Raw genomic sequence first — 21,165 nt, 5'->3', positions numbered from 1 at the left:
CACAACCGCCGGCCCGAGGTGCGCGGTGCGGTGGTGGAGCGCGCGGTCGACGGCGCGCCTCGCTGCCGCACCGCGAGGTCGAGGGCGCGCGGCGACGTCGGGATCGGCGAGGCCCGGAGGGGAAGGAGGACGACGTCGGAAGACCTGTCAGCGCCCGGACGACGGCGCTAGCGTCGCGCCGTCCCGAGCGGAACCGACCCTGGAGGTGACGGCATGAGCGGACGCGTCGTGCACTTCGAGATCCCCTACGACGACGGCGACCGGGCGCGGAGCTTCTACAAGGAAGCCTTCGACTGGGACATCGTCCAGATGCCCGAGATGGGCGGCTACACGCTGGTCACCACCGGGCCCACCGGCGAGGAGGGGCCCACCGAGCCCGGCTTCATCGACGGCGGGATGCTGCAGCGCGGCGACAGCCCGGCGCCGGGCCCGATCGTGGTCGTCGACGTCGAGAGCATCGACGTGGCGCTGGAGCGGATCGGCGAGCTCGGCGGCGCGACCCTGCAGGGCAAGCTGCCCGTCGGCGACATGGGCTTCTCGGACTACGTCCGGGACCCCGAGGGCAACGTCGTCGGCCTCTGGGAGTCCGCCCGCTGAGCTCCCTGGTGATCAGGAGACCTGATCGTTCTGGGTCCTGGCTCACCGTCGACCGTGAGCCAGGACCCGTTGTGATCAGGTGACCTGATCGACACCGAGGCCGGCTCGCTAGGTTCCGGGCATGTCCGCCACCGGGTTCCTGACCGCCGACGAGCTCAACGCCCTCCTGCCGGGCACCTTCCCGGGCCTGCTCGGCATCGTCGTCGACAGCCACGAGCCGGGCCGGCTGACCAGCCACCTCGACGTCCGCCCCGAGCTGCTCGCCCCCAACGGCTACCTGCACGCGGGCACCGTCGTCACGCTGGCCGACACCAGCTGCGGGCTGCCCACGCGGGCGCTGCTGCCCGAGGGGTCGTCGGGCTTCACCACCATCGAGCTGAAGAGCAACCACCTGGGCACCGCGCGCGAGGGCCGGATCGCCTGCACGGCCACGAACGCGCACGCCGGGCGGACGACGCAGGTCTGGGACGCCGTCGTGAGCGACGCCGGCAGCGGGAGGACGATCGCGCTGTTCCGCTGCACCCAGTCGGTGCTGTGGCCGCGCTGAGCCGAACCCGCGGGTAACCCCCTTGTGAGCGGGGCCACCGCAGGTGTGAGACTGGCGCCACAACCGTTCCGAGGAGGACCCCCGTGGCGCTGGCCAGCCCCTATCCCGACGTCGAGATCCCGAACCTCTCCGTCCCGGAGTTCGTCCTGGCGGCCGGCAAGGACCGGCCCGACGCCCCGGCGCTGATCGACGGCCTCAAGGGCGACGTCATCACCCACGGCCAGCTGGCCCAGTACGTGGACCGGGTGGCCGCCAACCTGCACGCCCGCGGGCTGCGCAAGGGCGACGTCGTCGCCGTCTTCTGCCCGAACACCCCGTGGTTCCCGGTGGTGTTCCACGGCATCGCCGCCGCCGGCTGCGTGATGAGCCCGATCAACTCGCTCTACACGCCCGACGAGATCGCCTTCCAGCTCAAGGACTCCGGCGCGAAGGTGCTCATCACCATCTCGCTGTTCATGGACCGCGCCCAGGCGGCCGTGGAGAAGTCGCCGGTCGACGAGGTGATCGTCCTCGACGGCGCCGAGGGCCACGCGAACCTGTTCGACCTGCTGGGCGCCGACGCCCCGAGCGTGCAGGTGGACATCGACCCGGCCAACGACCTGGTCACGCTGCCGTACTCCAGCGGCACCACGGGCCTGCCCAAGGGCGTCATGCTGACCCACCGCAACCTGGTGGCCAACGTCAGCCAGTGCCGGCCGCTGATCCGCCTGGGCGAGGAGGAGCGGATCATCGCCGTCCTCCCGTTCTTCCACATCTACGGGCTGACCGTGCTGATGAACCAGGGGCTGGCCTGGGGCGGCGCCGTCGTCACCCTGCCCCGGTTCGACCTCGAGGACTTCCTGCGCACGATCCAGGACCACAAGATCACCCGGGCGTTCGTCGCCCCGCCCATCCTGCTGGCGCTGGCCAAGCACCCGCTGGTCGACCAGTACGACCTGTCGTCGCTGACCTCGATCCTCTCCGGCGCCGCCCCGCTGGACGAGCAGCTGGCGCTGGCCGCCCAGGACCGGCTGCGCAAGGGCGCCGGCAGCGGCGTCAGCGTGGCCCAGGGCTACGGCATGACCGAGCTGTCCCCGGTCTCGCACACCACGCCGGACGAGGGCGCCGAGCCGCCGGGCTTCTCCGGTGACGTCCCGAAGGGCTCGGTCGGCTTCGCGGTGCCCAACACCGAGTGCCGGCTGGTGGACCCGGGCACCGGCGAGGACGCCGCCGCCGGCGAGCGCGGGGAGCTGTGGATCCGCGGCCCTCAGGTCATGAAGGGCTACCTGAACAACGAGGACGCCACCCGCAACACCCTGGACGGCGAGGGCTGGCTGCGCACCGGCGACGTCGCGGTGGTCGACGAGAACGGCTGCTACACGGTCGTCGACCGGGTCAAGGAGCTGATCAAGTACAAGGGCTACCAGGTCGCGCCGGCCGAGCTGGAGGCCGTGCTGATCAGCCACCCGGAGATCGCCGACGCCGCGGTCATCGGCGTCCCGGACAAGGAGAGCGGCGAGGAGCTGCCCAAGGCCTTCGTCGTGCGGGCCATGGGCTCGGAGCTCTCCGAGGAGTCCGTCATGGACTTCATGGCCGAGAAGGTCGCCCCGCACAAGAAGATCCGCATGGTCGAGTTCATCGACGCGGTGCCCAAGTCGGCGGCCGGCAAGATCCTGCGCAAGGACCTCAAGGCCCGCGCCTGAGGTGGTGACGACGGCGCCGCGTCCCCCACGGGGCGCGGCGCCGTCGCGCGTCCGGGGCCGTCAGCCGGGTCGCGGGCGGACGGTGACCGGTGGCACGCCGGTCACGCGCTTGTAGGCGCGGGAGAACGCGGCCTCCGACTCGTAGCCCAGCCGCCGCGCCAGCTCCCCCACCCGGGCACCGCGCGCGAGCTCGACGGTGGCCAGGTGCATGCGCCACCGGGTCACGTAGCGCAGCGCCGGTTCACCGGCGAGCTCGGTGAACCGCGCCGCGAACGCCGACCGCGACATCCGCGCCTCGCGGGCCAGGAGGTCCAGGGTCCAGGGCGTCCCCGGGGACCGGTGCACCGCGGCCACCGCCCCGCCCACCTGCGGATCGCGGAGCGCGCGCAGCCAGCCCGGCCCGGTGCTCCCCGCCTCCAGCCAGCCGCGGATCGCCTGGATCACCACGACGTCGGCCAGCCGGGTCACCACCGACTCCGCGCCGGGCCGGTCCTGCCGGACCTCGTCGGCGATCATGCCCAGCAGGACGCCGAGCCAGCCGCCGGCCCGGTCGCCCGCCCGCACGAGCAGCGCGGGCGGCAGCAGGTCGAGCAGGTGGGCCGGGCCCGGCCGCTCGGGCTCCACGACGCCGCACACCAGCCGCGACGGGGCGCCACCGCCGTCCACCCGCAGCACCGAGTAGTGCTCCCCCAGGTACTCCTGCGGCAGCAGGTCGGCCCGCCCGGCCACCGGCGCGCCCGCCTCGCTGCGCAGCACGTGCCCCCGGCCGTGGGGCACCAGCGCCAGGTCCCCCGCGCCCAGCGCGTGCAAGTCGCCGTCGACCTCCAGCAGGCAGCCGCCCTCGACGACGACGTGGAAGCTCATGCAGCCGGCCAGCGCCGGCATCTCCACCCCCCACGGGGCGCTGCCCTCGGCCCGGCAGTAGAAGGTCCCGCGCATCCGGAGGCCACCCAGCACCTCGCCCAGCGGATCGGCGGGCGACCACGGCGCGACGGGTGAGCTGACCACGGCGCCACCGTGCCCGCCCCCCGCGCCGGAGTCCAGCCGCCGTGGACGAACGGTCATGGGATCGGGACGGGCGGGCGTTCCGGTCGCCGCCCGTCCGCCGCAGGGTGGATCCGGGGCCGAGAGCCGGCCCGGGAGAGGAGCGGGTCGTGGACGTGCTGGTCGTGGGAGGAACGAGTGGCTCGGGACGGGCGGCGGTCGACGCCCTGCTGGCGGGCGGGCACCGGGTGACGGTGCTGGCCCGGCGGGCGAGCGCGGTGCTCGGGGGAACGCCGGGGGTCCGGGCGGTGGACGGCGACGCGACCGTGGCCGGGGACGTCTCCGCGGCGGTGCGCGGCCAGGACGCCGTCGTCGTCGCGCTGGGCATCGCCGAGAGCCCGCTGCGGGTGCGGCTGCGCGGCCCCGCCGGGACACCGCTGGACGTGCGGTCGCGCGGCACCGCCGCCGTGGTGGCGGCCATGCGCGAGCACGGGGTGGACCGGCTGGTCGTGCAGTCGTCGTACGGCGTGGGCGAGACCCGGGACCTGCTGCCGCTGTCCTCGCGGCTGGTCTTCGCCCTGCTGCTCAAGCCGCAGATCGCCGACCACGACGTGCAGGAGCGGGTGGTGCGGGACAGCGGGCTGCGGTGGACGCTCGTGCAGCCGGTCTACCTCACCGACGGCGAGGAGCCGGCCGCGACGTCGGTGGACGGTTCGCTGCAGGGGATGAAGGTCTCCCGCCGCGCGGTGGGCAGCGTGCTGGCCGGGCTCGCCACGAGCGCGGACGACGTCGGGCGCACCGTCTCGGTCTCCGGCGGCGCCGGCCCCGTCCAGGGGGCCACGTCGGGCGGGCGAGGGGTGGGCGCCACCGGGTCCTTCTAGGGTCGGGGCATGCGTGCGGTCACGATCAGCGAGCCCGGCGGTCCCGACGTCCTGACCTGGACCGAGGTGCCCGACCCGGTCTGCGGGCCGGGCGAGGTGGTCGTCGACGTCGTCGCCACCGCGGTCAACCGCGCCGACCTGATGCAGCGGCAGGGCTTCTACCCGCCGCCGAAGGGCGCCAGCGAGATCCCCGGGCTGGAGTGCAGCGGGGTGATCAGCGAGGTCGGCGAGGGCGTGACCGGCTGGTCGGTCGGCGACGAGGTGTGCGCGCTGCTGGCCGGCGGGGGATACGCCGAACGGGTCGCCGTCCCCGCGGTGCAGCTGCTGCCCAAGCCGTCCGGCGTCGAGCTGGCCACCGCGGCGGCGCTGCCCGAGGTGGTCTGCACCGTCTGGTCGAACGTCTTCCTGCTGGCCGGGCTGCAGCGGGGCGAGACGTTCCTCGTGCACGGCGGCTCCAGCGGCATCGGGACGATGGCGATCCAGCTCGCCGTGCGGGCCGGCGCGCGGGTCGCCACCACCGCCGGCACGGCGGAGAAGCTCGCGTTCTGCCGCGAGCTGGGCGCCGAGATCCTGGTCAACTACCGCGACGAGGACTTCGTGGCGCGGGTGCGGGCCGAGGCCGGCGGCGCGGACGTCGTGCTGGACAACATGGGCGCCAAGTACCTGGGCCGCAACGTCGACGTCCTGGCCACGGGCGGCCGGCTGGTCGTCATCGGCCTGCAGGGCGGCACCAGGGGCGAGCTGGACCTGGGCAAGCTCCTGGGCAAGCGCGGCTCGGTGCACGCCACCGCGCTGCGCTCGCGCCCGGCGACGGGTCCCGGCGGCAAGGACGCGATCGTCGCCGCCGTCCGGCACGACGTGTGGCCCGACGTCGAGCGCGGCCTCGTGCGGCCGGTCGTCGACCGGCGGCTGCCCATGTCCCGCGCGGCGGAGGCGCACCGCGTCGTGGAGGCCAGCGAGCACATCGGCAAGGTCCTGCTGCTCCCGGCCGACTAGGTCAGCGCCGTCCGTAGGCCCCGGGGTGGGCGCGCAGGGCGGCCACGGCGTCGATGACCCGCCCGACCTCGTCGGCGGTGTTGTAGTGCAGCAGGCCCAGCCGGACGGCGCCGCCCTCCTCGGTGGCGCCGAAGGCGTCGAAGAGCTCGCGGGCACCGGCGTCGCCGTCCCACACGCAGATGCCCTGGCGGGCGAGGTCGGCCGCGACCTGCCGCGGGCGCAGCCCCTCGACGGCGAAGGCGACCGTGGGGGTGCGCCGCTCGGGCCGCCCCAGCACCTGCACGTGGCGCATGGCCCGCAGCGCCTGGTCCAGCCACTCGAACAGCTCGGCCTCGTACCGCGCCACCGCCCTCAGCGACGCCCGCAGCCGCTCGCGCCGGGTCCCCGGGGACTCGCCGCACAGGCCCGCCAGGTGGTCGACCGACGCCGCCACCCCGGCGTACAGCTCGACGGGGGCGGCGCCGCCCTCGAACCGGTCGGGCACCCGCTCGGAGGTGGTGAGGAGCCGGTCGGGGCGCAGCGAGTCCAGCAGCCTCGGATCGGCGACGACGGCGCCGACGTGCGGGCCGCCCCACTTGGCCGCCGAGACCACGAGGAAGTCCGCTCCCAGCGCGGTGCGGTCCAGGTACAGGTGCGGGGCCGCGTGGCAGGCGTCCACGTAGACCAGGGCCCCGGCGGCGTGCGCCCGGTGCGCGATGGCCGCCACGTCGGGGCAGGTGCCGATCGCGCTGCTCGCCGCGGTGAGCGCGACCAGCTTCGTCCGGGGGCCGAGCAGCGAGTCGTACTGCCAGGCCGGGAGGTCGCCGGTCTCGATGTCCACCTCGGCCCAGCGCACGGTGACGCCGCGCTCCTGGGCGGCCTGCACCCACGGCCGGATGTTGGCGTCGTGGTCGAGCCGGCTGACCACGATCTCGTCGCCCGGACGCCAGCCCTTGGCCAGCGTGCGGGCCACCAGGTAGGTCAGCGCCGTCATGCTGGCGCCGAGGACGACGCCGGACGGCACCCCGCCGGTCAGATCGGCGATCGCCGCCCGGGTGCCGGCGACGAGGGCCTCCGCCCGCCCCGAGGCCGGGAAGACGCCGCCCCGCTCGGCCACCGGCATCCGCATCGCGGAGCCCACGGCGTGCGCGACGTTCTCGGGCACCAGCGAACCGGCCGGGCCCTCGACGTGCACGTAGCCGTCGGCCAGCGCCGGGAAGAGACCGCGGACCCGTGCGACGTCGAGCCGGGCCTCCATGCTGCGCACCCTAGTTCCCGTGGCCGGAGCCCTGCCGGACCACCGGGCCTGGCGTTCGGGCGGCGGCGGCCCGGGGCAGGATGGGAGGCATGACAGCACCCGGAAACGGCAGCGAGCGCCCGCAGCAGGTCGTCGTCGTGGGGCCCGACGGGCGTCCGGTGGGCGCCGTCCCGATGCCCGCGGCCGACGTCGGCGACGACGGGCACGACGCCGCCCTGCAGGTCGGGGAGATGGTGGAGCAGCCGGCCAAGGTCATGCGGATCGGCACGATGATCAAGCAGCTGCTGGAGGAGGTGCGGGCCGCGCCCCTGGACGACGCCTCGCGGCAGCGGCTGCGCGACATCCACGCCTCGTCGATCCGCGAGCTCGAGCAGGGCCTGGCCCCGGAGCTGCGCGAGGAGCTGGAGCGGATCACCCTGCCGTTCAGCGAGGACTCGACGCCGTCGGACGCCGAGCTGCGGATCGCCCAGGCCCAGCTGGTCGGCTGGCTGGAGGGGGTCTTCCACGGCATCCAGACGGCGCTGTTCGCGCAGCAGATGGCCGCCCGCGCCCAGCTGGAGGAGATGCGCCGCCGGGCGCTCCCCGGCGGCCAGCCCGCGGCCCAGCCGGACTTCCGCCCCGGCGGCGGCCAGTACCTGTGACGCAGCGACGGCGCCGTCCCCGGATCCCGGGGACGGCGCCGTCGTCGTGCCGCCGCTGCTAGACGGTGAAGCGGGCCACCGCGTCCTGCAGCTCGCCGCTCATCCGCGCCAGGTCGGCCGCGGCGCGCTGGGCGTCCTCGACCCGCTGGTTGGTCTCGGCGGTGCCGGCGGCCAGGCCGGTGATCGCCGCGGCGATGCCCTGCGAGCCGCTGGCCGCCTCCGCCACGTTGCGGTTCATCTCGTTCGTGGTGGCGGTCTGCTCCTCCACGGCCGCGGCGATCGTGGCCTGGAAGTCGTTGATCTCGCCGATCACCGCGGAGATCCGGCTGATCGCCTCGACCGCACCGGCGGTGTCGCCCTGGATGGCCTCCACCCGCTGCGAGATGTCCTCGGTCGCCCGGGCGGTCTCCTGCGCGAGCTCCTTGACCTCGCTGGCCACGACGGCGAAGCCCTTGCCGGCCTCCCCGGCGCGCGCGGCCTCGATGGTGGCGTTGAGCGCGAGCAGGTTGGTCTGCTCGGCGATCCCGTTGATCAGCTTGATGACCGTGGCGATCTCCGCCGACGAGTCGCCCAGCTTGCCGACGGTGCGGGTGGTGTCCTCGGCGATGGTGACGGCCTGGCTGGCCACGCGGCTGGCCTCGCTGGCGTTCTGCGAGATCTCGCGGATCGCGGACTCCATCTGCGAGGAGCCCGTGGCGACGGTGTCGACGCTGGAGGCGACCGCACCGGCGGAGGTCACGACCTCGTCGGCCTGGCCGGCCGCGGTCTGCGCGTTCTGGCGCATGCCCTCGGCGGCGGAGTTCAGCTGCGAGGACGCCGCGGCCAGGCGGGTCGCGGAGTCGTTCACCAGGGTCAGGACGCCGCCGATCGCGTCGAGCGTCTCGTCCAGCGACTCCGCCATCTCGCCGAGCTCGGCACCACCGGTGCGGCCGGCGCGGACGGTCATGTCACCGGCGGCCACCTGGCCGAGGACCTCGCGGATCCGCTGGACGGGGCGGGTCACGCCGCGGGCGACCAGCATGGCCAGGACGACCGAGACGACCAGGCCCACCGCCATGATCAGCAGGGTCAGCGTGCGGCCGTCGGTGTAGGCGTCCTTGGCCTCGGCGGCGGTCGCCTGGGCGTCGGCCGCGGCCGCCACCGTCGCGGCCGCGATGGCCTCGGAGATGACCGCTTCCTGCTCGTTCATCTGGCCCACGATCTGCATCACGGCAGCCGGGTTCGCCGTCAGGCCGGCGCTCTGCAGCTGGCCGAGCAGGCCGAGGTAGGCCTCGACGGCCGCGGCGTACTCGCCGTACGCGGCCCGGGCGCCGTCGCCCAGCGGCAGCTCCGCGACCGTGGCCATGTGCTCGGTCATGCGGGTCATGACGTCGGCCGAGTCGGCCTTGGCGCGGGCGATGGCCTCCGGCGGCAGGCTCGGGATGGCGGCGCGGGCGGTGTTCGTGGAGAACTCCCACCAGTCGGACTGCAGCGAGCGCAGGGCGTCGAGCGGCACGGCACCGTCGTCGTAGACGTCCTGCGCCTGCTCGCTCAGCACCGACATCCGCTGGATGCCGAAGGCACCCACGCCGACCGTGGTCAGCGCGACCACCAGGATCGCGCCGAGCATCCGGCTGCGCAGGCCCAGGCGGGAGCCGGACTGCTTGCCCGCGTCCTGCGGACGGCCCTCGTCGGGGGCCTCGTAGTCGTGCACGTGCTCCATCGCTGCCTGCTCTTCCTGTACCGGGTACACCGCCAGTGCTTCACAGCCGCTTTCGGCAGCGGGACGCCGATGTTGAGCCGACCGGGCGAGCCGGCAGCCGGGGTCAGAGCGAGGCGAGGAACGCGGCGACGCCGTCGTCGTCGTTGCCGCCGGTGACGTCGGTGGCGACGGCCAGGAGATCGGGGTGCGCATGCGCCATGGCGACCGCCCGCCCACCACCGTCACGCACCCACTCGAAGGCGGCGATGTCGTTGGGCATGTCCCCGAAGACGACGACGTCCTCCGGCCCGACGCCGTGCCGCGCGGCCACCTTCGCCAGCCCGGTGGCCTTGGTGACGCCCGGGGCCGAGATCTCGGCGAGCGCGTCGGAGGAGGAGTTGGTGACCGTGGCGCGCTCGCCGATCACCTCGTGCACCAGCTCGACGAAGGCGTCGCGGGTCATCGACTCGTGCCGGGCCAGCAGCTTGGCCACCGGGGCGGCGGTCATCTCCTCGAGCGTCGCCACCTCGACGCCGGGCGCGTCGACGTCCCAGCGCGGCCGGTACACCGGCTCGTGGCGGAACTCCCAGCCGTACTCGACGGCGAACCAGATGCTGGGCCGGCGGGCGCGCAGCTCGGCGGTGATCACCTGCAGCGCATCCGGCTCGAGCGGCGCCTCGTCGATGATCTCCATCGGCTCCAGGTCCAGCAGCACCGCGCCGTTGCAGCAGACCGCCGTCCCGAAGCGCAGCACCTCCCGGACGCCGTGCATCCAGCGCGGCGGCCGGCCGGTGGCCAGGACGATCGGCACCCCCTGGTCGCGCCAGCGCTCCAGCTCGGCGACCGTTGCGTCACTGACGCTCTCGTCGCTGCGCAGCAGGGTGCCGTCCATGTCGCTGGCGATCAGCCGCGGGGTGAAGTCAGACATCGGCGAGCACGGCCTCCAGGTAGCGCGCCACGCCGTCGGCGTCGTGGCCGCTGGTGACCTCGGGCGCCAGCGCCCGCACCGCAGGGTGGGCGTTGGCGACGGCGACCGCCCGGCCACCGGCGTCCTTGACCGCGCCGAGCATCGGCAGGTCGTTGGGCATGTCGCCGAACACCAGGACGTCGCCGAAGCCGACGCCGTACCGGTCCAGCGCCATCTGCAGCCCGCTGGCCTTGGTGATGCCCGGCGGCAGCACCTCGATGAAGCCGAGGCCGGCGTGGGTCAGCTCGGCGTCGGCGGGGTCGACCACCTCGCGGGCGCGGGCCAGCAGCTCGTCCTGGCCCAGGGTCCCCGACCGCAGGAACGCCTTGAGGACGGCGCCCTCGGGCAGCACCTCGCCACGCGGCAGCAGGTGCGCCGGCTCCGGGTAGGGCCACTCGAAGCCGTGCTGCACCCGCAGCCGGGCGTGCACCTCGCCCTGCTCGGCGGCGTCCTCGACCGCGAGGACCAGGTCGCCGGCGACGTGCTCGATCTGCCGGATCACCCGCTCGGCCTGCTCGCGCGGCAGGGCGACGGCGCGGAGGACCTCGTCGCGGTCCAGGTCGACGACGAACCCGCCCTGCGACAGGACCGCGATCCCGCGGCCGTCGAGGGCCTCGCGCACGCTGTCGAGCAGCCGGGGGCCGCGCCCGGTGACGCCGACGACCGGGATGCCGGCGTCCCAGCAGGCCTCCAGCGCGGCGCGGGTGCGCGGGCTGACCACGCCGTTGCTGTCGAGCAGCGTGCCGTCGAGGTCGCTGGCCACCAGCTTGGGCCGCCACGGGCCGAGGTCGCCGAGCTCGACGACGCTGTCCGCGCCGGTGAGGACGCCGTAGGCCTTGAGCGCCTTCGGCGGGCGTCCGGTCATGCGGTGGGCACCGGCGGCACCGGAGCAGCCAGCGTCATGCCCGGGGTCAGCACCTCGACGCCGCCCAGCCACGGGCGCAGCGCGACCGGCACGTGGACCGAGCCGTCGGCGCGCTGGTGCACCTCGAGCAGGCAGGCGATGGTGCGCGCGATCGCGCACAGCGTGCCGTTGAGCGTGGCGGCGGTCTGGTTCTTCCCGTCCGCGTCGCGGTAGCGGATGTTCAGCCTCCGGGCCTGGAAGGTGGTGCAGTCCGACGTGCTGGTGAGCTCCCGGTAGGTGCCCTGCGTCGGGAACCAGGCCTCGATGTCGTACTTGCGCGCGGCGCTGGTGCCCAGGTCACCCGCGGCGATGTCGACCACCCGGTAGGGCAGCTCCAGCGCCTGGAGGAACTCCTCCTCCCACTGCAGCAGCCGCAGGTGCTCGGCGGCAGCCTCCTCGGGTGTGCAGAAGCTGAACATCTCGACCTTGTCGAACCAGTGCACGCGGATGATGCCGCGGGTGTCCTTGCCGTAGGACCCGGCCTCGCGGCGGAAGCAGGACGACCAGCCGGCGTAGCGCTTGGGGCCCTTCGCCAGGTCGAGCACCTCGTTGCCGTGCATGCCGGCCAGCGCCACCTCGGAGGTGCCGACGAGGTACAGGTCGTCGCGCTCGATCCGGTACACCTCCTCGTCGTGCTCGCCGAGGAAGCCGGTGCCCTCCATGGCGGTGGGCTTGACCAGCGCCGGGGCGATGACGGGGGTGAAGCCGGCGGCGACGGCGCGGCTGATGGCCAGCTGGGCGAGGGCGAACTCCAGCAGCGCGCCCGGGCCGGTCAGGAAGTAGAACCGGGAGCCCGAGACCTTGGCGCCGCGCTCCATGTCGATCGCGCCGAGCGCCTCGCCGATCTCGATGTGGTCGCGCACCGGGAAGTCGTAGGTGGGCACCTCGCCGACGGTGCGCAGCGTCACGGCGTCGTCCTCCCCGCCGGGCGGGACGCCGTCGTGCACCACGTTGGCGATCTTCAGGTGGGCGTCGCGCAGGGCGGCGTCGGCGGCCCGCTGGGCCTCCTCCGCCTCCTTGACCTCGGCGGCCAGCGCCTTGGCCCGCTCCAGGACGGCGGGCCGCTCCTCGGGGGTCGCCTTCTTCACCGACTGCGAGGCGGCCTTCTGCTCCGCGCGCAGGTCGTCGGCCCGCTTGACCGCCTCGCGGCGCGCGGCGTCGGCCTCGAGGAGCTCGTCGACGAGGTCCTCGCTCGCCCCGCGGGCCCGCTGGCTGGCCTTGACGACGTCGGGGTTCTCGCGCACGAGTCGGAGGTCGATCACCCCCCGATCGTAGGTGGCGGCCACCTCCGGCCCCGCGAGATCTGCACACTCGGGGCTTTCGGAGCCGGCGAAGCCCCGAGTGTGCAGATCTCGCGCGGGTGGGGGACGCACGGGCGGTCCTCAGGGACACTGGACCCATGCGCTTCCTGCAGCGGCCCGCCCACGACCTCACGTACGCCGACGTCTTCATGGTGCCCAACCACTCGACGGTGGGCTCCCGGCTCGAGGTCGACCTGACCACGCCGGACCGGGTGGGCACGACCATCCCGATCGTCGTCGCCAACATGACGGCGATCTCCGGCCGGCGCATGGCCGAGACGGTGGCCCGGCGCGGCGGCCTCGCCGTCCTGCCGCAGGACATCCCGGTCGACGTCGTCGCCGAGGTCGTGTCCTGGGTCAAGCAGCGGCACCCGGTCTACGACACCCCGATCACCCTGTCGCCGACCTCGACCGTGGGCGAGGCGCTGTCGCTGCTCACCAAGCGGGCGCACGGGATCGTCGTGGTGGTCGAGGACGGCTCGCCGGTCGGCGTCGTCACCGACGGCCAGTGCCAGGGCGTGGACCGCTTCACCCAGCTGTCCGAGGTCATGACCGGCGACCCCCTCACCATCCCGGCCGGCACCGACCTGCCGAAGATCTTCGACGTCCTCTCGGGCGAGCGGGTCAGCGCGGCGCCGGTGGTGGAGGGCGACCGGCTGGTCGGCGTCATCACCCGCAAGGGCGCGCTGCGCTCGGCGATCTACACGCCCGCGACCGGACCCGACGGCTTCCTGCTCACCTCGGCGGCGGTCGGCATCAACGGCGACGTCGCCGGCAAGGCCGGTGCCTTGCTGGCCGCCGGGGTCGACGTGCTGGTCGTCGACACCGCGCACGGCCACCAGGAGAAGGCCGTCGAGGCGGTCCGCGCGGTGCGCGCGGTGGCGGGCTCCGTGCCGGTGGTGGCCGGCAACGTGGTGACGGCGCAGGGCACCCGCGACCTGGTCGAGGCCGGTGCCGACGTCGTCAAGGTCGGCGTGGGTCCCGGCGCCATGTGCACCACCCGGATGATGACCGGCGTCGGCCGGCCGCAGTTCTCCGCCGTCGAGGAGTGCGCCGCCGAGGCGCGCCGGCTGGGCAGGCACGTGTGGGCCGACGGCGGCGTGCGCCACCCGCGCGACATCGCCCTGGCGCTGGCCGCCGGCGCGGCCAACGTGATGGTCGGATCCTGGTTCGCCGGCACCTTCGAGAGCGCCGGCGACATCCACGACGACGGCTCCGGCCGGCTCTACAAGGAGTCGTTCGGCATGGCGTCCGCGCGCGCGGTGAAGGCCCGGACGGCGACGCAGAGCGGGTTCGAGCGGGCCCGGGCCGGGCTGTTCGAGGAGGGCATCTCGTCGTCCCGGATGTACCTGGACCCGCAGCGCCCGGGCGTGGAGGACCTCGTCGACCAGATCGTCGCCGGGGTCCGCTCGTCGGCCACCTACGCGGGGGCGCGGACCATCGACGAGCTGCACGAGCGCGCGGTGCTGGGCGTGCAGAGCGCGGCGGGCTACGAGGAGGGCCGCCCGCAGCCGACCAGCTGGTGAAGCCGCTCCCCCTCCCGGTCTTCGAGGCGCTGGTCGCCGACGCGCTCGACGAGGTGCCGGCCGAGCTCATGGCGCTGATGGACAACGTCGTCGTCCTGGTCGAGGACCGGAACCCGGACGAGCCCGACCTGCTGGGGCTCTACGAGGGGTACGCGCTGACCGAGCGCGGCTGGGAGTACGGCGGCGCCCTGCCGGACCGGATCATGATCTACCGCGAGGCGATCTGCGAGATCTGCGCGACGGCGGAGGAGATCGTCGAGGAGGTCACGATCACCGTGGTGCACGAGATCGCGCACCACTTCGGCATCGAGGAGGAGCGCCTCCACGAGCTCGGCTGGGGCTAGTTCCAGCTTTCGGTACCGAAAGCTCGAACTCGTGGGCCTAGTAGCGTTCGAGGACGTGCCCGACGACATCGCCGCCAGCGGCAAGCTGCCGATCAAGATGCTGCACGACCGCATCCTGGTGGCGCTGCGCAAGGAGGACGGCGACCGGCGCTCCAGCGGCGGCATCCTCATCCCCGCGACCGCCCAGGTGGCCAAGCGGCTGGTGTGGGGCGAGGCCAAGGGCGTCGGCCCGAGCGTGCGGCAGGTGAAGGTCGGCGACCAGGTGCTCTTCTCCCCCGAGGACCAGCACGAGGTCGAGGTGCACGGCGAGGACCTGATCATCCTGCGCGAGCGCGACGTGCACGCCGTCGCCGCCGAGCGCATCGAGGAATCGACCGGCCTCTACCTCTGACGCCCCGCGGACCGCGTCACGACGACGGCGGCGTCTCGCGGGCGTGCCGCATCGTCGTCGTGGTCATGTCCACGAGGAACCGGTGGACGACGGCGAGCTCCTCGTCGGTGTAGCCCTCGAGCGCCGCGATCAGGTCGCGCGCCAGCCCGCCGAAGTGCTCCGCCCCGGCCGTCCGCGCGGTGTCCGACAGCTGCAGCGACACCCGGCGCCGGTCCTCCGGGTCGCGCACGCGCCGGACGTGACCGACGCGCTCCAGGCGGTCGACCAGCGCCGTCACCGAGGCCGACCGGAGCTCGACGGCCTCCCCGAGCCGGCCGGCCGTGAGCGCCTCCCCGCGGCGCGCCGCGTCCATGATCGCGACCAGCGCCCGCACGTCGGTGCGGCCGAGCCCGTGCTCCTCGGCGAACCGCTGGCTCACGGCGTCGAGCTCGACGGACAGCCGCCGCAGCAGCAGCACGAGCTCGCGACGCTCGGACTCGTCGGGCACCGGCACCCCTTCCGACGGCGGGAACGACGCCCGCGGCCTAGTATCTCGACGATCGAGATAATCGACCGTCTAGGGAAATCATGCCTCGTCGCCGCTCCGTCCTCCGCTGGCTCGTCCCGGCCCTCGTCGCCGTCGCCTGGCTGGTGATCGCCGGACCCCTGGGCTCGTTCAGCGGCAAGCTGGGCGAGGTCTCGGAGAACGACTCGGCCGCCTTCCTCCCGGACAGCGCGGAGTCGACGCGGGTCACCGAGCTGCAGCGGTCGTTCCAGACCGAGCGCACGCTGCCGGTGATCCTGCTCTGGGAGAGCGAGGACGGCGCGCTGGCCCCGGCCGTGCTGGAGGAGGCGCAGCAGCGCGTCGACGACGCCGTCGGCATCGCCGAGGACGCCGACGCGCTGAAGGGCGATCCCTCCCCGGTCATCCCGTCCGAGGACGGCGAGGCGGTCCAGGCGGTGCTGCCCTTCGACCCCGACCTGGGCGACACCCTGGGCGAGGTCGTCGGCGAGCTGCGCGCCCTGCCCGGGATCGAGGGGACGACGGCCTACGTCACCGGCCCCGGCGCGATCTTCTCCGACTTCGCCGAGGGCTTCTCCGGCATCGACGGGCTGCTGCTGCTCGCGGCATTCGGCGTGGTCCTGCTCATCCTGCTGGTCGTCTACCGGAGCCCGCTGCTGCCGCTGCTGGTCATCGGCACCGCCGGGCTGGCGCTCACCGTCTCGCTCGCCGTCGCCTACTTCCTCGCGAAGCAGGGCTGGATCGACGTGAACGGGCAGAGCCAGGGCATCGCCTCGATCCTCGTCGTCGGCGCGGCCACCGACTACGGCCTGCTGCTGGTCGCCCGCTACCGCGAGGAGCTGCGCCGCGAGGAGTCGAAGTACACCGCGATGCGCGTGGCGCTGAAGCAGTCCTGGGAGCCGATCCTCGCCTCCGGCGGCACCGTGATCCTCGGCGTCCTGTGCCTGCTCTTCTCCGACCTCGGCTCCAACCGGGGCCTCGGCCCGATCTCCGCGGTGTGCATCGCGTTCGCCATGCTCGCCGCGCTCACCTTCCTGCCCGCGGTGCTGGTGCTGTTCGGCCGGGCCGCGTTCTGGCCGTTCCGGCCGCGGTACGGCGAGGAGCACGCCCACGGCCGCGGCTGGGAGCGGATCGCCACCTCGGTCGGCCGCCGTCCCGGCCGGTACCTGCTGGGCAGCGCGGGCGCGCTCGTCGTCCTCGCGCTGTTCCTGCCCACCTTCGACTCCGACGGGATCCCGCTGTCGGAGGGGGTCCGCGGCGGCTCGGAGTCCGGCGCCGGCCAGGAAGCCATCGCCCGGCACTTCGAGGCGGGCGCGGCCAGCCCGGCGGTGATCATCACGCCGGCCGACGGCTGGCAGGACGTCGCTGACGCGGCGGCCGGCGTCGAGGGGGTGGCCGACGTGCAGCCGTTCACCGGGCAGCAGGGCGGGCAACCCGGCAGCGGCGAGCCGGTCGAGGTCGACGGCCTCGTGCGGCTGGAGGCGACCCTCGACGTCGCGCCCGACAGCGAGGCGGCGCAGAGCACCGTGTCGGAGCTGCGGACGACGGTGCGCGAGGTGGACCCCGACGCGCTGGTGGGCGGCTCGTCGGCGCAGGACCTCGACACCCAGGAGACGGCCGCCCGCGACCTCGCGGTGATCGTGCCCCTCGTCCTGCTGGTCATCACGGTCGTGCTGGCGCTGCTGCTGCGGGCGGTCCTGGCACCGCTGCTGCTGGTCGCGACGGTCGCGCTGAGCACCGCTGCCACGGTCGGCGTCGCGGCCCTGGCGTTCGACCACCTCTTCGACTTCCCGGGCAGCGATCCGCAGGTGCTGCTGATCGGCTTCGTGTTCCTCGTGGCCCTGGGGATCGACTACAACATCTTCCTGATGACCCGCGCCCGCGAGGAGTCGATGCGGCACGGGACGAGGGACGGCATCCTGCGCGCGCTCGCCGTCACCGGCGGGGTGATCACCAGCGCCGGGCTGGTGCTCGCGGCCACGTTCGGCGCGCTCACCGTGCTGCCGCTGGTCATCCTCATCCAGCTCGGCTTCCTGGTCGGCTTCGGCGTCCTGCTCGACACCTTCGTCGTCCGCACGCTGCTCGTCCCGTCGGCGGTGCACCTGATCGGCGACCGCGTCTGGTGGCCCAGCGCCCTGGCCACGGGACCGGCCGCCCCGGAGGAGGAGCGCGAGCTCGAGCGGGTGTAGCGGGGCAGGATGGCGGCCGTGGATCCCCTGCGCATCGCCGTCCTCGGGCCCGGTGGCGTCGGCGGGCTGCTCGCCGTGCTGCTGGCCCGCCGGGGCCACGCGGTCACCTGCCTGGCCCGCGCGGCCACGGCGGCCCACGTCGACGCGCACGGGCTGCGGCTCACCAGCGCCCGGTTCGGGGAGCTCACCGCCGCGGCCCGCGGCGCCGAGCGGCTGGCCGGGCCGGTCGACGTCCTGCTGGTGACGCCGAAGGCGACCCACCTCGAGCAGGCCCTCGACCGCGTCCCCGCCGACGTGCTGGGCGGCGCGCTGGTCGTCCCGTTCCTCAACGGGGTCGAGCACCTGGCCGTGCTGCGGGAGCGCTACCCGGCCGCCCGCGTCGTCGCCGGCGCCATCCGGGTCGCGGCGTCCCGCCCGTCGCCCGGGGTGGTGCGGCACGACGGCACCCTGGCCGCCGTGGAGCTCGGCCCGGGGGCGGAGGTGCTCGCCGACGCGCTGCGGCCGACCGGCATCGACGTCGCGGTCCGGGACGACGAGACCGCGCTGCTGTGGGGCAAGCTGGCCTTCCTCGCGCCGCTGGCCCTGACGACGACGGCGCTCGGCACCCCCATCGGCCCCGTGCGCGAGCAGCAGGCCGACCGGCTCCGCGCGGTGGTGGCCGAGGTCGCCGCGGTGGCCCGGGCCGAGGGCGCTCCCGCCGACCCCGGTGCCACGCTGGCGGCGCTGGACGGGCTGCCGGCCGGCATGCGCTCGTCGATGGAGCGCGACGCCGCCGAGGGCAACCCCACGGAGCTCGAGGCGATCGGCGGCGCGGTGCTGCGGGCGGCCGAGCGGCACGGCGTGGACGCACCGGTCACGCGGTCGCTGGTGGCGGAGCTGCGGTCCCGCGGTTGATCATCGGCGTACGGCTGCGCGCCACGCCGACGAGTCGAGCCATCCGGCGATGATCGACCGGGAAGAGGAGGGTCAGAGCCGCCCGGCGCGCACCCGGGCCAGCCAGGCCTCCGCCTCCGCGAAGGAGGCGTCACCCGACTCCGCCGGCACCACCCGGTTCTCCCGCCCGTCGGCCCGGGGGTACGAGCCGAGGAAGCGGACCTCCTCGCACACGCGGTGCAGCGCCGCCAGCGCCTCCCCCACGCGGGCATCGGCCACGTGCCCCTCGCAGTCCAGCGAGAACGAGTAGACCCACAGCCGCTCGCGCAGCGGCCGCGACTCGATGCGGGTCAGCGAGATGCCGCGGACGGCGAACTCGCGCAGCACGTCGAGCAGGGCACCGGTGCGGTCGGTGACGACGGCGACCAGCGACGTCTTGTCGTTCCCGGTGGGTGCGGGCAGCTCCCCGGGCGGGGCGACCAGGACGAACCGGGTCACCGCGCCGGGGGTGTCGGCGATGTCCTGCTCGAGGCACTCGAGGCCGTACCGCTCGGCGGCGATCGCCGCGCAGACGGCGGCGTCGACCTCACCGGCGGCGACGGCCTCGGCGGCCGCCGCGGTCGAGGTGGTCGGCAGCGGGGTGGTGCCCGGCAGCAGCTCGGCCAGCCGGCGCGCGGTCTGCGCCAGCGCGTGCGGGTGGCTGGCCACCGAGCGCACCGCGCCCAGCTCGGTGCCCGGCCGGACGGCGAGGGCGAAGGCCACCGGCAGGAACACCTCGCGGGTGATCACCAGCGGATCGCCGTCGGCCAGCCCGTCCATCGTGGCCGGGACCGAGCCCTCGACGGAGTTCTCCAGCGGCACCAGGGCGGCGTCGGCCTCGCCCGATCGGACGGCGGCCAGGACCGCGGGGACACCCGGCCGGGGGGTCCGCGTTCCCTCACCCGTGGCAACGGCGCTGCTCAGCGCCGCTTCGGCGAAGGTACCCTCGGGCCCGAGATAGGCGAACCTCGTCGGTGACGTACCTGGCTGAATCCCGGGCATCCGACGAGGGTAGTGCGGGCGGACCCGGGCACCAGCCCAGGCCCGGGGGAAGCTGCCTCGCTGTCCGGCAGCCGGCCGCGGGGCCGGACGACCCGTGACTGGAGGATGCGTGACTCGCTCGGTTCGCGCCGCCTCCGGCGAGCTGCGGGCCGCGCTGTGGCGCCTCCTGGCCGCCAGCGACCGTGACGACGCAGCCTTCGCCGCCCTCTTCGACGACGCCGCCGGCGCGATGACCGGGGCCGACGACCCGTACTGGGCCGCCTGGCACGCCGCGTTCACCGCCCGGGTCCGGCTGGCCGACGCCGATCCGGACGGCGTGGCCGAGGCGGTCACGGCCGCCCGCGAGGCGCTGGACACGTGCCACTCCTCCCCCGGTACCGCGCTGGCGCTGGCCTACCTGGCGCACGTCGAGGTGAGCGCCGACCACGTCGACGCCGCGATGCTCATGGCGGTCGACGCCAGCCTGCTCACCGAGCAGTTCAGCGGCGGCGAGGAGCCCCGGGCACTGCTGCAGGCGCACCGGTGGCTGTCGCTGACCCTGGCCGCCCTGGACCTCGAGGAGCTGGCGGTCGCGCACGCCACCCGCGGGCACGCCGTCGCCGCGACGCTGCCCGACGCCGGCGACCGGTGGCAGATGCTGCTGCTCAGCGCGCAGCGGCACGTGGAGCTGGCGCAGACGCTGCGCCGCCGCGGCGAGGACGTGCGCGCCCGCGAGCTGGCCGGCGAGGCGATCGCCGCGGCCACCGCCGCCCGCGACGTCGACCCCGAGCCGGAGCCGGCCGACGCCGACCTGCTGGACGTCGTCCAGGCCTGGGCGCTGACCTGCGCCGACGACCTCGACGCCGCGCTCGGGCCGCTGCGCCGGGTGCGCCGGCACGTGCAGGCCGAGGGCGGGCTCTGGCTGCGCGGCTACACCGACCTGGCGCTGGCCCGGCTGCTCGCCCGGCTCGCGCAGCGGGACGGCGACGAGGCCAGCGGCGAGGAGGCGGTGCAGCTGATGGTGGACGCCGCGGGCGCCTTCGCCTCCGCCGGCGACCGCCGCCGCTACCGCCAGTGCCTGCTGGAGCTGGGGCAGAACAGCGCCGACCTGGGCCGCCCCGCCGAGGCGCTGCACTGGCTGGAGGCCTACCGCGCCGACACCGGCCGTGCCCACGCCCGCGGCCGCGAGCTGTGGGCGGAGATGTTCGTGCGGCGCAGCCGGCTGCGCGAGGCGGAGCGGCAGGCCGCGCTGCTGCGCCGGCACGCGCTGGAGGACCCGCTCACCGGCCTGGGCAACCGGCGCAGCGCCGAGCGCCGCCTGGGTGCTCTGCAGCTCGGCGAGGAGCCGCTGGCGCTCGCGGTCGTCGACGTCGACCGGTTCAAGGCGGTGAACGACGAGGCCTCGCACTCGCACGGCGACGTCGTCCTGCAGCGGGTCGCCGACCTGCTCCGCGAGCACAGCCGCAACGGCGACGAGGTGTACCGGTGGGCCGGCGACGAGTTCCTCGTCGTGCTCCCGACGGCCACCGAGGCGCAGGCCGTCGTCGTCATGGAGCGGCTGCGCTCGGCGGTGGCCGCGGCCGACTGGTCGGACCTGCAGCTGGGTGAGCCGGTCACGGTGAGCGTGGGCGTGGCCTCGGCGCCGGCGGTCACCGACGGCGAGCCCGGCCCCGTGGTCGGCTGGCGGGCGCTGTTCGACACCGCCGACCTGCACCTCTTCTCGGCCAAGCGCGGCGGCCGCAACCGGGTGCGCGCGCCCGGCGGGGCACCGCCGGCCGAGGAGGAGGAGAACGCGTGAGCGCGGCGCGCGGGTGGGACTCGTGGGACGCGACGGGCACGAGTCGGCGTGCCACCGGACGCGTGCTCGACAGCGGCGCGGGCGGCGTGCACAGTGCGCTGGTG

At 74.8% G+C, this 21,165-nt stretch carries 20 protein-coding genes; 12 read left to right on the top strand and 8 right to left on the bottom strand.

The genetic code is table 11. From position 1 onward, the window contains the following. Positions 1 to 213 precede the first annotated feature (213 nt). From DQ241_RS18840 to DQ241_RS18830, 3 genes are all read left to right on the top strand, one after another. The gene (locus DQ241_RS18840; RefSeq protein WP_113831747.1) at positions 214 to 597 is read left to right on the top strand and encodes a VOC family protein; all 384 of its coding nucleotides are present in this window, start codon (positions 214 to 216) and stop codon (positions 595 to 597) included. Positions 598 to 718: 121 nt separating this feature from the next. Then, positions 719 to 1,144 carry a PaaI family thioesterase gene (locus tag DQ241_RS18835; protein ID WP_113831746.1) on the top strand — a complete coding sequence of 142 codons (426 nt, stop codon included), beginning with the start codon at positions 719 to 721 and terminating at the stop codon, positions 1,142 to 1,144. A gap of 83 nt (positions 1,145 to 1,227) precedes the next feature. Continuing rightward, a complete protein-coding gene (locus DQ241_RS18830) occupies positions 1,228 to 2,826 on the top strand; it encodes a 4-coumarate--CoA ligase family protein (RefSeq protein WP_113831745.1) in 1,599 nt (532 codons plus the stop codon). A gap of 60 nt (positions 2,827 to 2,886) precedes the next feature. Here DQ241_RS18830 and DQ241_RS18825 read toward each other — a convergent pair whose 3' ends face one another. Beyond that, positions 2,887 to 3,834, bottom strand: a complete 948-nt coding sequence (locus DQ241_RS18825; RefSeq protein ID WP_233492561.1) for an AraC family transcriptional regulator — start codon at positions 3,832 to 3,834, stop codon at positions 2,887 to 2,889. A 146-nt stretch (positions 3,835 to 3,980) separates the two neighbouring features. Here DQ241_RS18825 and DQ241_RS18820 point away from each other — a divergent pair, with 146 nt between their 5' ends. Both DQ241_RS18820 and DQ241_RS18815 read left to right on the top strand, forming a co-directional pair. Beyond that, positions 3,981 to 4,691 carry an NAD(P)-dependent oxidoreductase gene (locus tag DQ241_RS18820; RefSeq protein ID WP_113831743.1) on the top strand — a complete coding sequence of 237 codons (711 nt, stop codon included), beginning with the start codon at positions 3,981 to 3,983 and terminating at the stop codon, positions 4,689 to 4,691. A gap of 9 nt (positions 4,692 to 4,700) precedes the next feature. Next, the gene (locus tag DQ241_RS18815) at positions 4,701 to 5,687 is read left to right on the top strand and encodes an NAD(P)H-quinone oxidoreductase (protein ID WP_113831742.1); all 987 of its coding nucleotides are present in this window, start codon (positions 4,701 to 4,703) and stop codon (positions 5,685 to 5,687) included. A gap of 1 nt (position 5,688) precedes the next feature. Here the strand turns inward: DQ241_RS18815 and DQ241_RS18810 are convergent, their stop codons facing one another. Further along, complete coding sequence (locus tag DQ241_RS18810) at positions 5,689 to 6,924, bottom strand: cysteine desulfurase-like protein (RefSeq protein ID WP_113831741.1); 1,236 nt, start codon at positions 6,922 to 6,924, stop codon at positions 5,689 to 5,691. An 89-nt stretch (positions 6,925 to 7,013) separates the two neighbouring features. Between DQ241_RS18810 and DQ241_RS18805 the strand changes: the two genes are divergently transcribed. Continuing rightward, positions 7,014 to 7,565 carry a bacterial proteasome activator family protein gene (locus DQ241_RS18805; RefSeq protein ID WP_113831740.1) on the top strand — a complete coding sequence of 184 codons (552 nt, stop codon included), beginning with the start codon at positions 7,014 to 7,016 and terminating at the stop codon, positions 7,563 to 7,565. A 58-nt stretch (positions 7,566 to 7,623) separates the two neighbouring features. On the opposite strand, the gene DQ241_RS18800 is transcribed toward DQ241_RS18805, so the two are convergent. From DQ241_RS18800 to serS, 4 genes are all read right to left on the bottom strand, one after another. Further along, the gene (locus DQ241_RS18800; protein WP_113831739.1) at positions 7,624 to 9,267 is read right to left on the bottom strand and encodes a methyl-accepting chemotaxis protein; all 1,644 of its coding nucleotides are present in this window, start codon (positions 9,265 to 9,267) and stop codon (positions 7,624 to 7,626) included. Positions 9,268 to 9,370: 103 nt separating this feature from the next. Next, positions 9,371 to 10,174: an HAD family hydrolase gene (locus tag DQ241_RS18795; protein ID WP_113831738.1), complete on the bottom strand. Its 804-nt coding sequence runs from the start codon at positions 10,172 to 10,174 to the stop codon at positions 9,371 to 9,373. Continuing rightward, a complete protein-coding gene (locus tag DQ241_RS18790; RefSeq protein WP_113831737.1) occupies positions 10,167 to 11,078 on the bottom strand; it encodes an HAD family hydrolase in 912 nt (303 codons plus the stop codon). Before DQ241_RS18790 ends, DQ241_RS18795 begins: the two co-directional genes overlap by 8 nt. Further along, positions 11,075 to 12,379, bottom strand: coding sequence for a serine--tRNA ligase (gene serS / locus DQ241_RS18785; protein ID WP_113831802.1), 1,305 nt, complete (start codon positions 12,377 to 12,379; stop codon positions 11,075 to 11,077). Before serS ends, DQ241_RS18790 begins: the two co-directional genes overlap by 4 nt. 137 nt (positions 12,380 to 12,516) lie before the next feature. On the opposite strand from serS, the gene DQ241_RS18780 reads away from it, so the two are divergent. Genes DQ241_RS18780 through DQ241_RS18770 form a run of 3 tightly spaced genes read left to right on the top strand, consistent with a single transcriptional unit; the run spans position 12,517 to position 14,679 of the window. After that, positions 12,517 to 13,944, top strand: coding sequence for a GuaB1 family IMP dehydrogenase-related protein (locus DQ241_RS18780; protein WP_113831736.1), 1,428 nt, complete (start codon positions 12,517 to 12,519; stop codon positions 13,942 to 13,944). Then, a complete protein-coding gene (locus tag DQ241_RS18775; RefSeq protein WP_113831735.1) occupies positions 13,941 to 14,288 on the top strand; it encodes a metallopeptidase family protein in 348 nt (115 codons plus the stop codon). Before DQ241_RS18780 ends, DQ241_RS18775 begins: the two co-directional genes overlap by 4 nt. 55 nt (positions 14,289 to 14,343) lie before the next feature. Next, positions 14,344 to 14,679, top strand: coding sequence for a co-chaperone GroES (locus DQ241_RS18770; RefSeq protein WP_233492560.1), 336 nt, complete (start codon positions 14,344 to 14,346; stop codon positions 14,677 to 14,679). 16 nt (positions 14,680 to 14,695) lie between these two features. Here DQ241_RS18770 and DQ241_RS18765 read toward each other — a convergent pair whose 3' ends face one another. Further along, positions 14,696 to 15,166 carry a MarR family winged helix-turn-helix transcriptional regulator gene (locus DQ241_RS18765; protein ID WP_233492559.1) on the bottom strand — a complete coding sequence of 157 codons (471 nt, stop codon included), beginning with the start codon at positions 15,164 to 15,166 and terminating at the stop codon, positions 14,696 to 14,698. A gap of 80 nt (positions 15,167 to 15,246) precedes the next feature. On the opposite strand from DQ241_RS18765, the gene DQ241_RS18760 reads away from it, so the two are divergent. Both DQ241_RS18760 and DQ241_RS18755 read left to right on the top strand, forming a co-directional pair. Then, complete coding sequence (locus DQ241_RS18760; protein ID WP_113831733.1) at positions 15,247 to 17,370, top strand: MMPL family transporter; 2,124 nt, start codon at positions 15,247 to 15,249, stop codon at positions 17,368 to 17,370. Between the two features lie 9 nt (positions 17,371 to 17,379). Next, on the top strand, positions 17,380 to 18,264 hold the full coding sequence (locus DQ241_RS18755) for a ketopantoate reductase family protein (protein WP_113831732.1): 885 nt from the start codon (positions 17,380 to 17,382) through the stop codon (positions 18,262 to 18,264). Positions 18,265 to 18,336: 72 nt separating this feature from the next. On the opposite strand, the gene pheA is transcribed toward DQ241_RS18755, so the two are convergent. Next, the gene (pheA, locus tag DQ241_RS18750; RefSeq protein WP_113831731.1) at positions 18,337 to 19,284 is read right to left on the bottom strand and encodes a prephenate dehydratase; all 948 of its coding nucleotides are present in this window, start codon (positions 19,282 to 19,284) and stop codon (positions 18,337 to 18,339) included. Positions 19,285 to 19,393: 109 nt separating this feature from the next. On the opposite strand from pheA, the gene DQ241_RS18745 reads away from it, so the two are divergent. Continuing rightward, a complete protein-coding gene (locus tag DQ241_RS18745; protein WP_233492557.1) occupies positions 19,394 to 21,061 on the top strand; it encodes a diguanylate cyclase in 1,668 nt (555 codons plus the stop codon). The last annotated feature ends 104 nt before the right edge of the window (positions 21,062 to 21,165 follow it).

The organism is Blastococcus sp. TF02A-30 (assembly GCF_003319185.1).
In the GTDB taxonomy this organism is placed as follows: Bacteria; Actinomycetota; Actinomycetes; order Mycobacteriales; family Geodermatophilaceae; genus Blastococcus.
Note: the sequence above shows the minus strand (reverse complement) of the source record. Positions and strands in the feature narration are given on the sequence as shown.

Coding starts and splice junctions, on each gene's coding strand:
- DQ241_RS18795 (WP_113831738.1), bottom strand. CDS start 10,174: ATGTCTGACTTCACCCCGCGGCTGATCGCCAGCGACATGGACGGCACC.
- DQ241_RS18755 (WP_113831732.1), top strand. CDS start 17,380: ATGGCGGCCGTGGATCCCCTGCGCATCGCCGTCCTCGGGCCCGGTGGC.
- DQ241_RS18800 (WP_113831739.1), bottom strand. CDS start 9,267: ATGGAGCACGTGCACGACTACGAGGCCCCCGACGAGGGCCGTCCGCAG.
- DQ241_RS18810 (WP_113831741.1), bottom strand. CDS start 6,924: ATGGAGGCCCGGCTCGACGTCGCACGGGTCCGCGGTCTCTTCCCGGCG.
- DQ241_RS18840 (WP_113831747.1), top strand. CDS start 214: ATGAGCGGACGCGTCGTGCACTTCGAGATCCCCTACGACGACGGCGAC.
- DQ241_RS18790 (WP_113831737.1), bottom strand. CDS start 11,078: ATGACCGGACGCCCGCCGAAGGCGCTCAAGGCCTACGGCGTCCTCACC.
- DQ241_RS18835 (WP_113831746.1), top strand. CDS start 719: ATGTCCGCCACCGGGTTCCTGACCGCCGACGAGCTCAACGCCCTCCTG.
- pheA (WP_113831731.1), bottom strand. CDS start 19,284: ATGCCCGGGATTCAGCCAGGTACGTCACCGACGAGGTTCGCCTATCTC.
- DQ241_RS18760 (WP_113831733.1), top strand. CDS start 15,247: ATGCCTCGTCGCCGCTCCGTCCTCCGCTGGCTCGTCCCGGCCCTCGTC.
- DQ241_RS18780 (WP_113831736.1), top strand. CDS start 12,517: ATGCGCTTCCTGCAGCGGCCCGCCCACGACCTCACGTACGCCGACGTC.
- DQ241_RS18815 (WP_113831742.1), top strand. CDS start 4,701: ATGCGTGCGGTCACGATCAGCGAGCCCGGCGGTCCCGACGTCCTGACC.
- DQ241_RS18805 (WP_113831740.1), top strand. CDS start 7,014: ATGACAGCACCCGGAAACGGCAGCGAGCGCCCGCAGCAGGTCGTCGTC.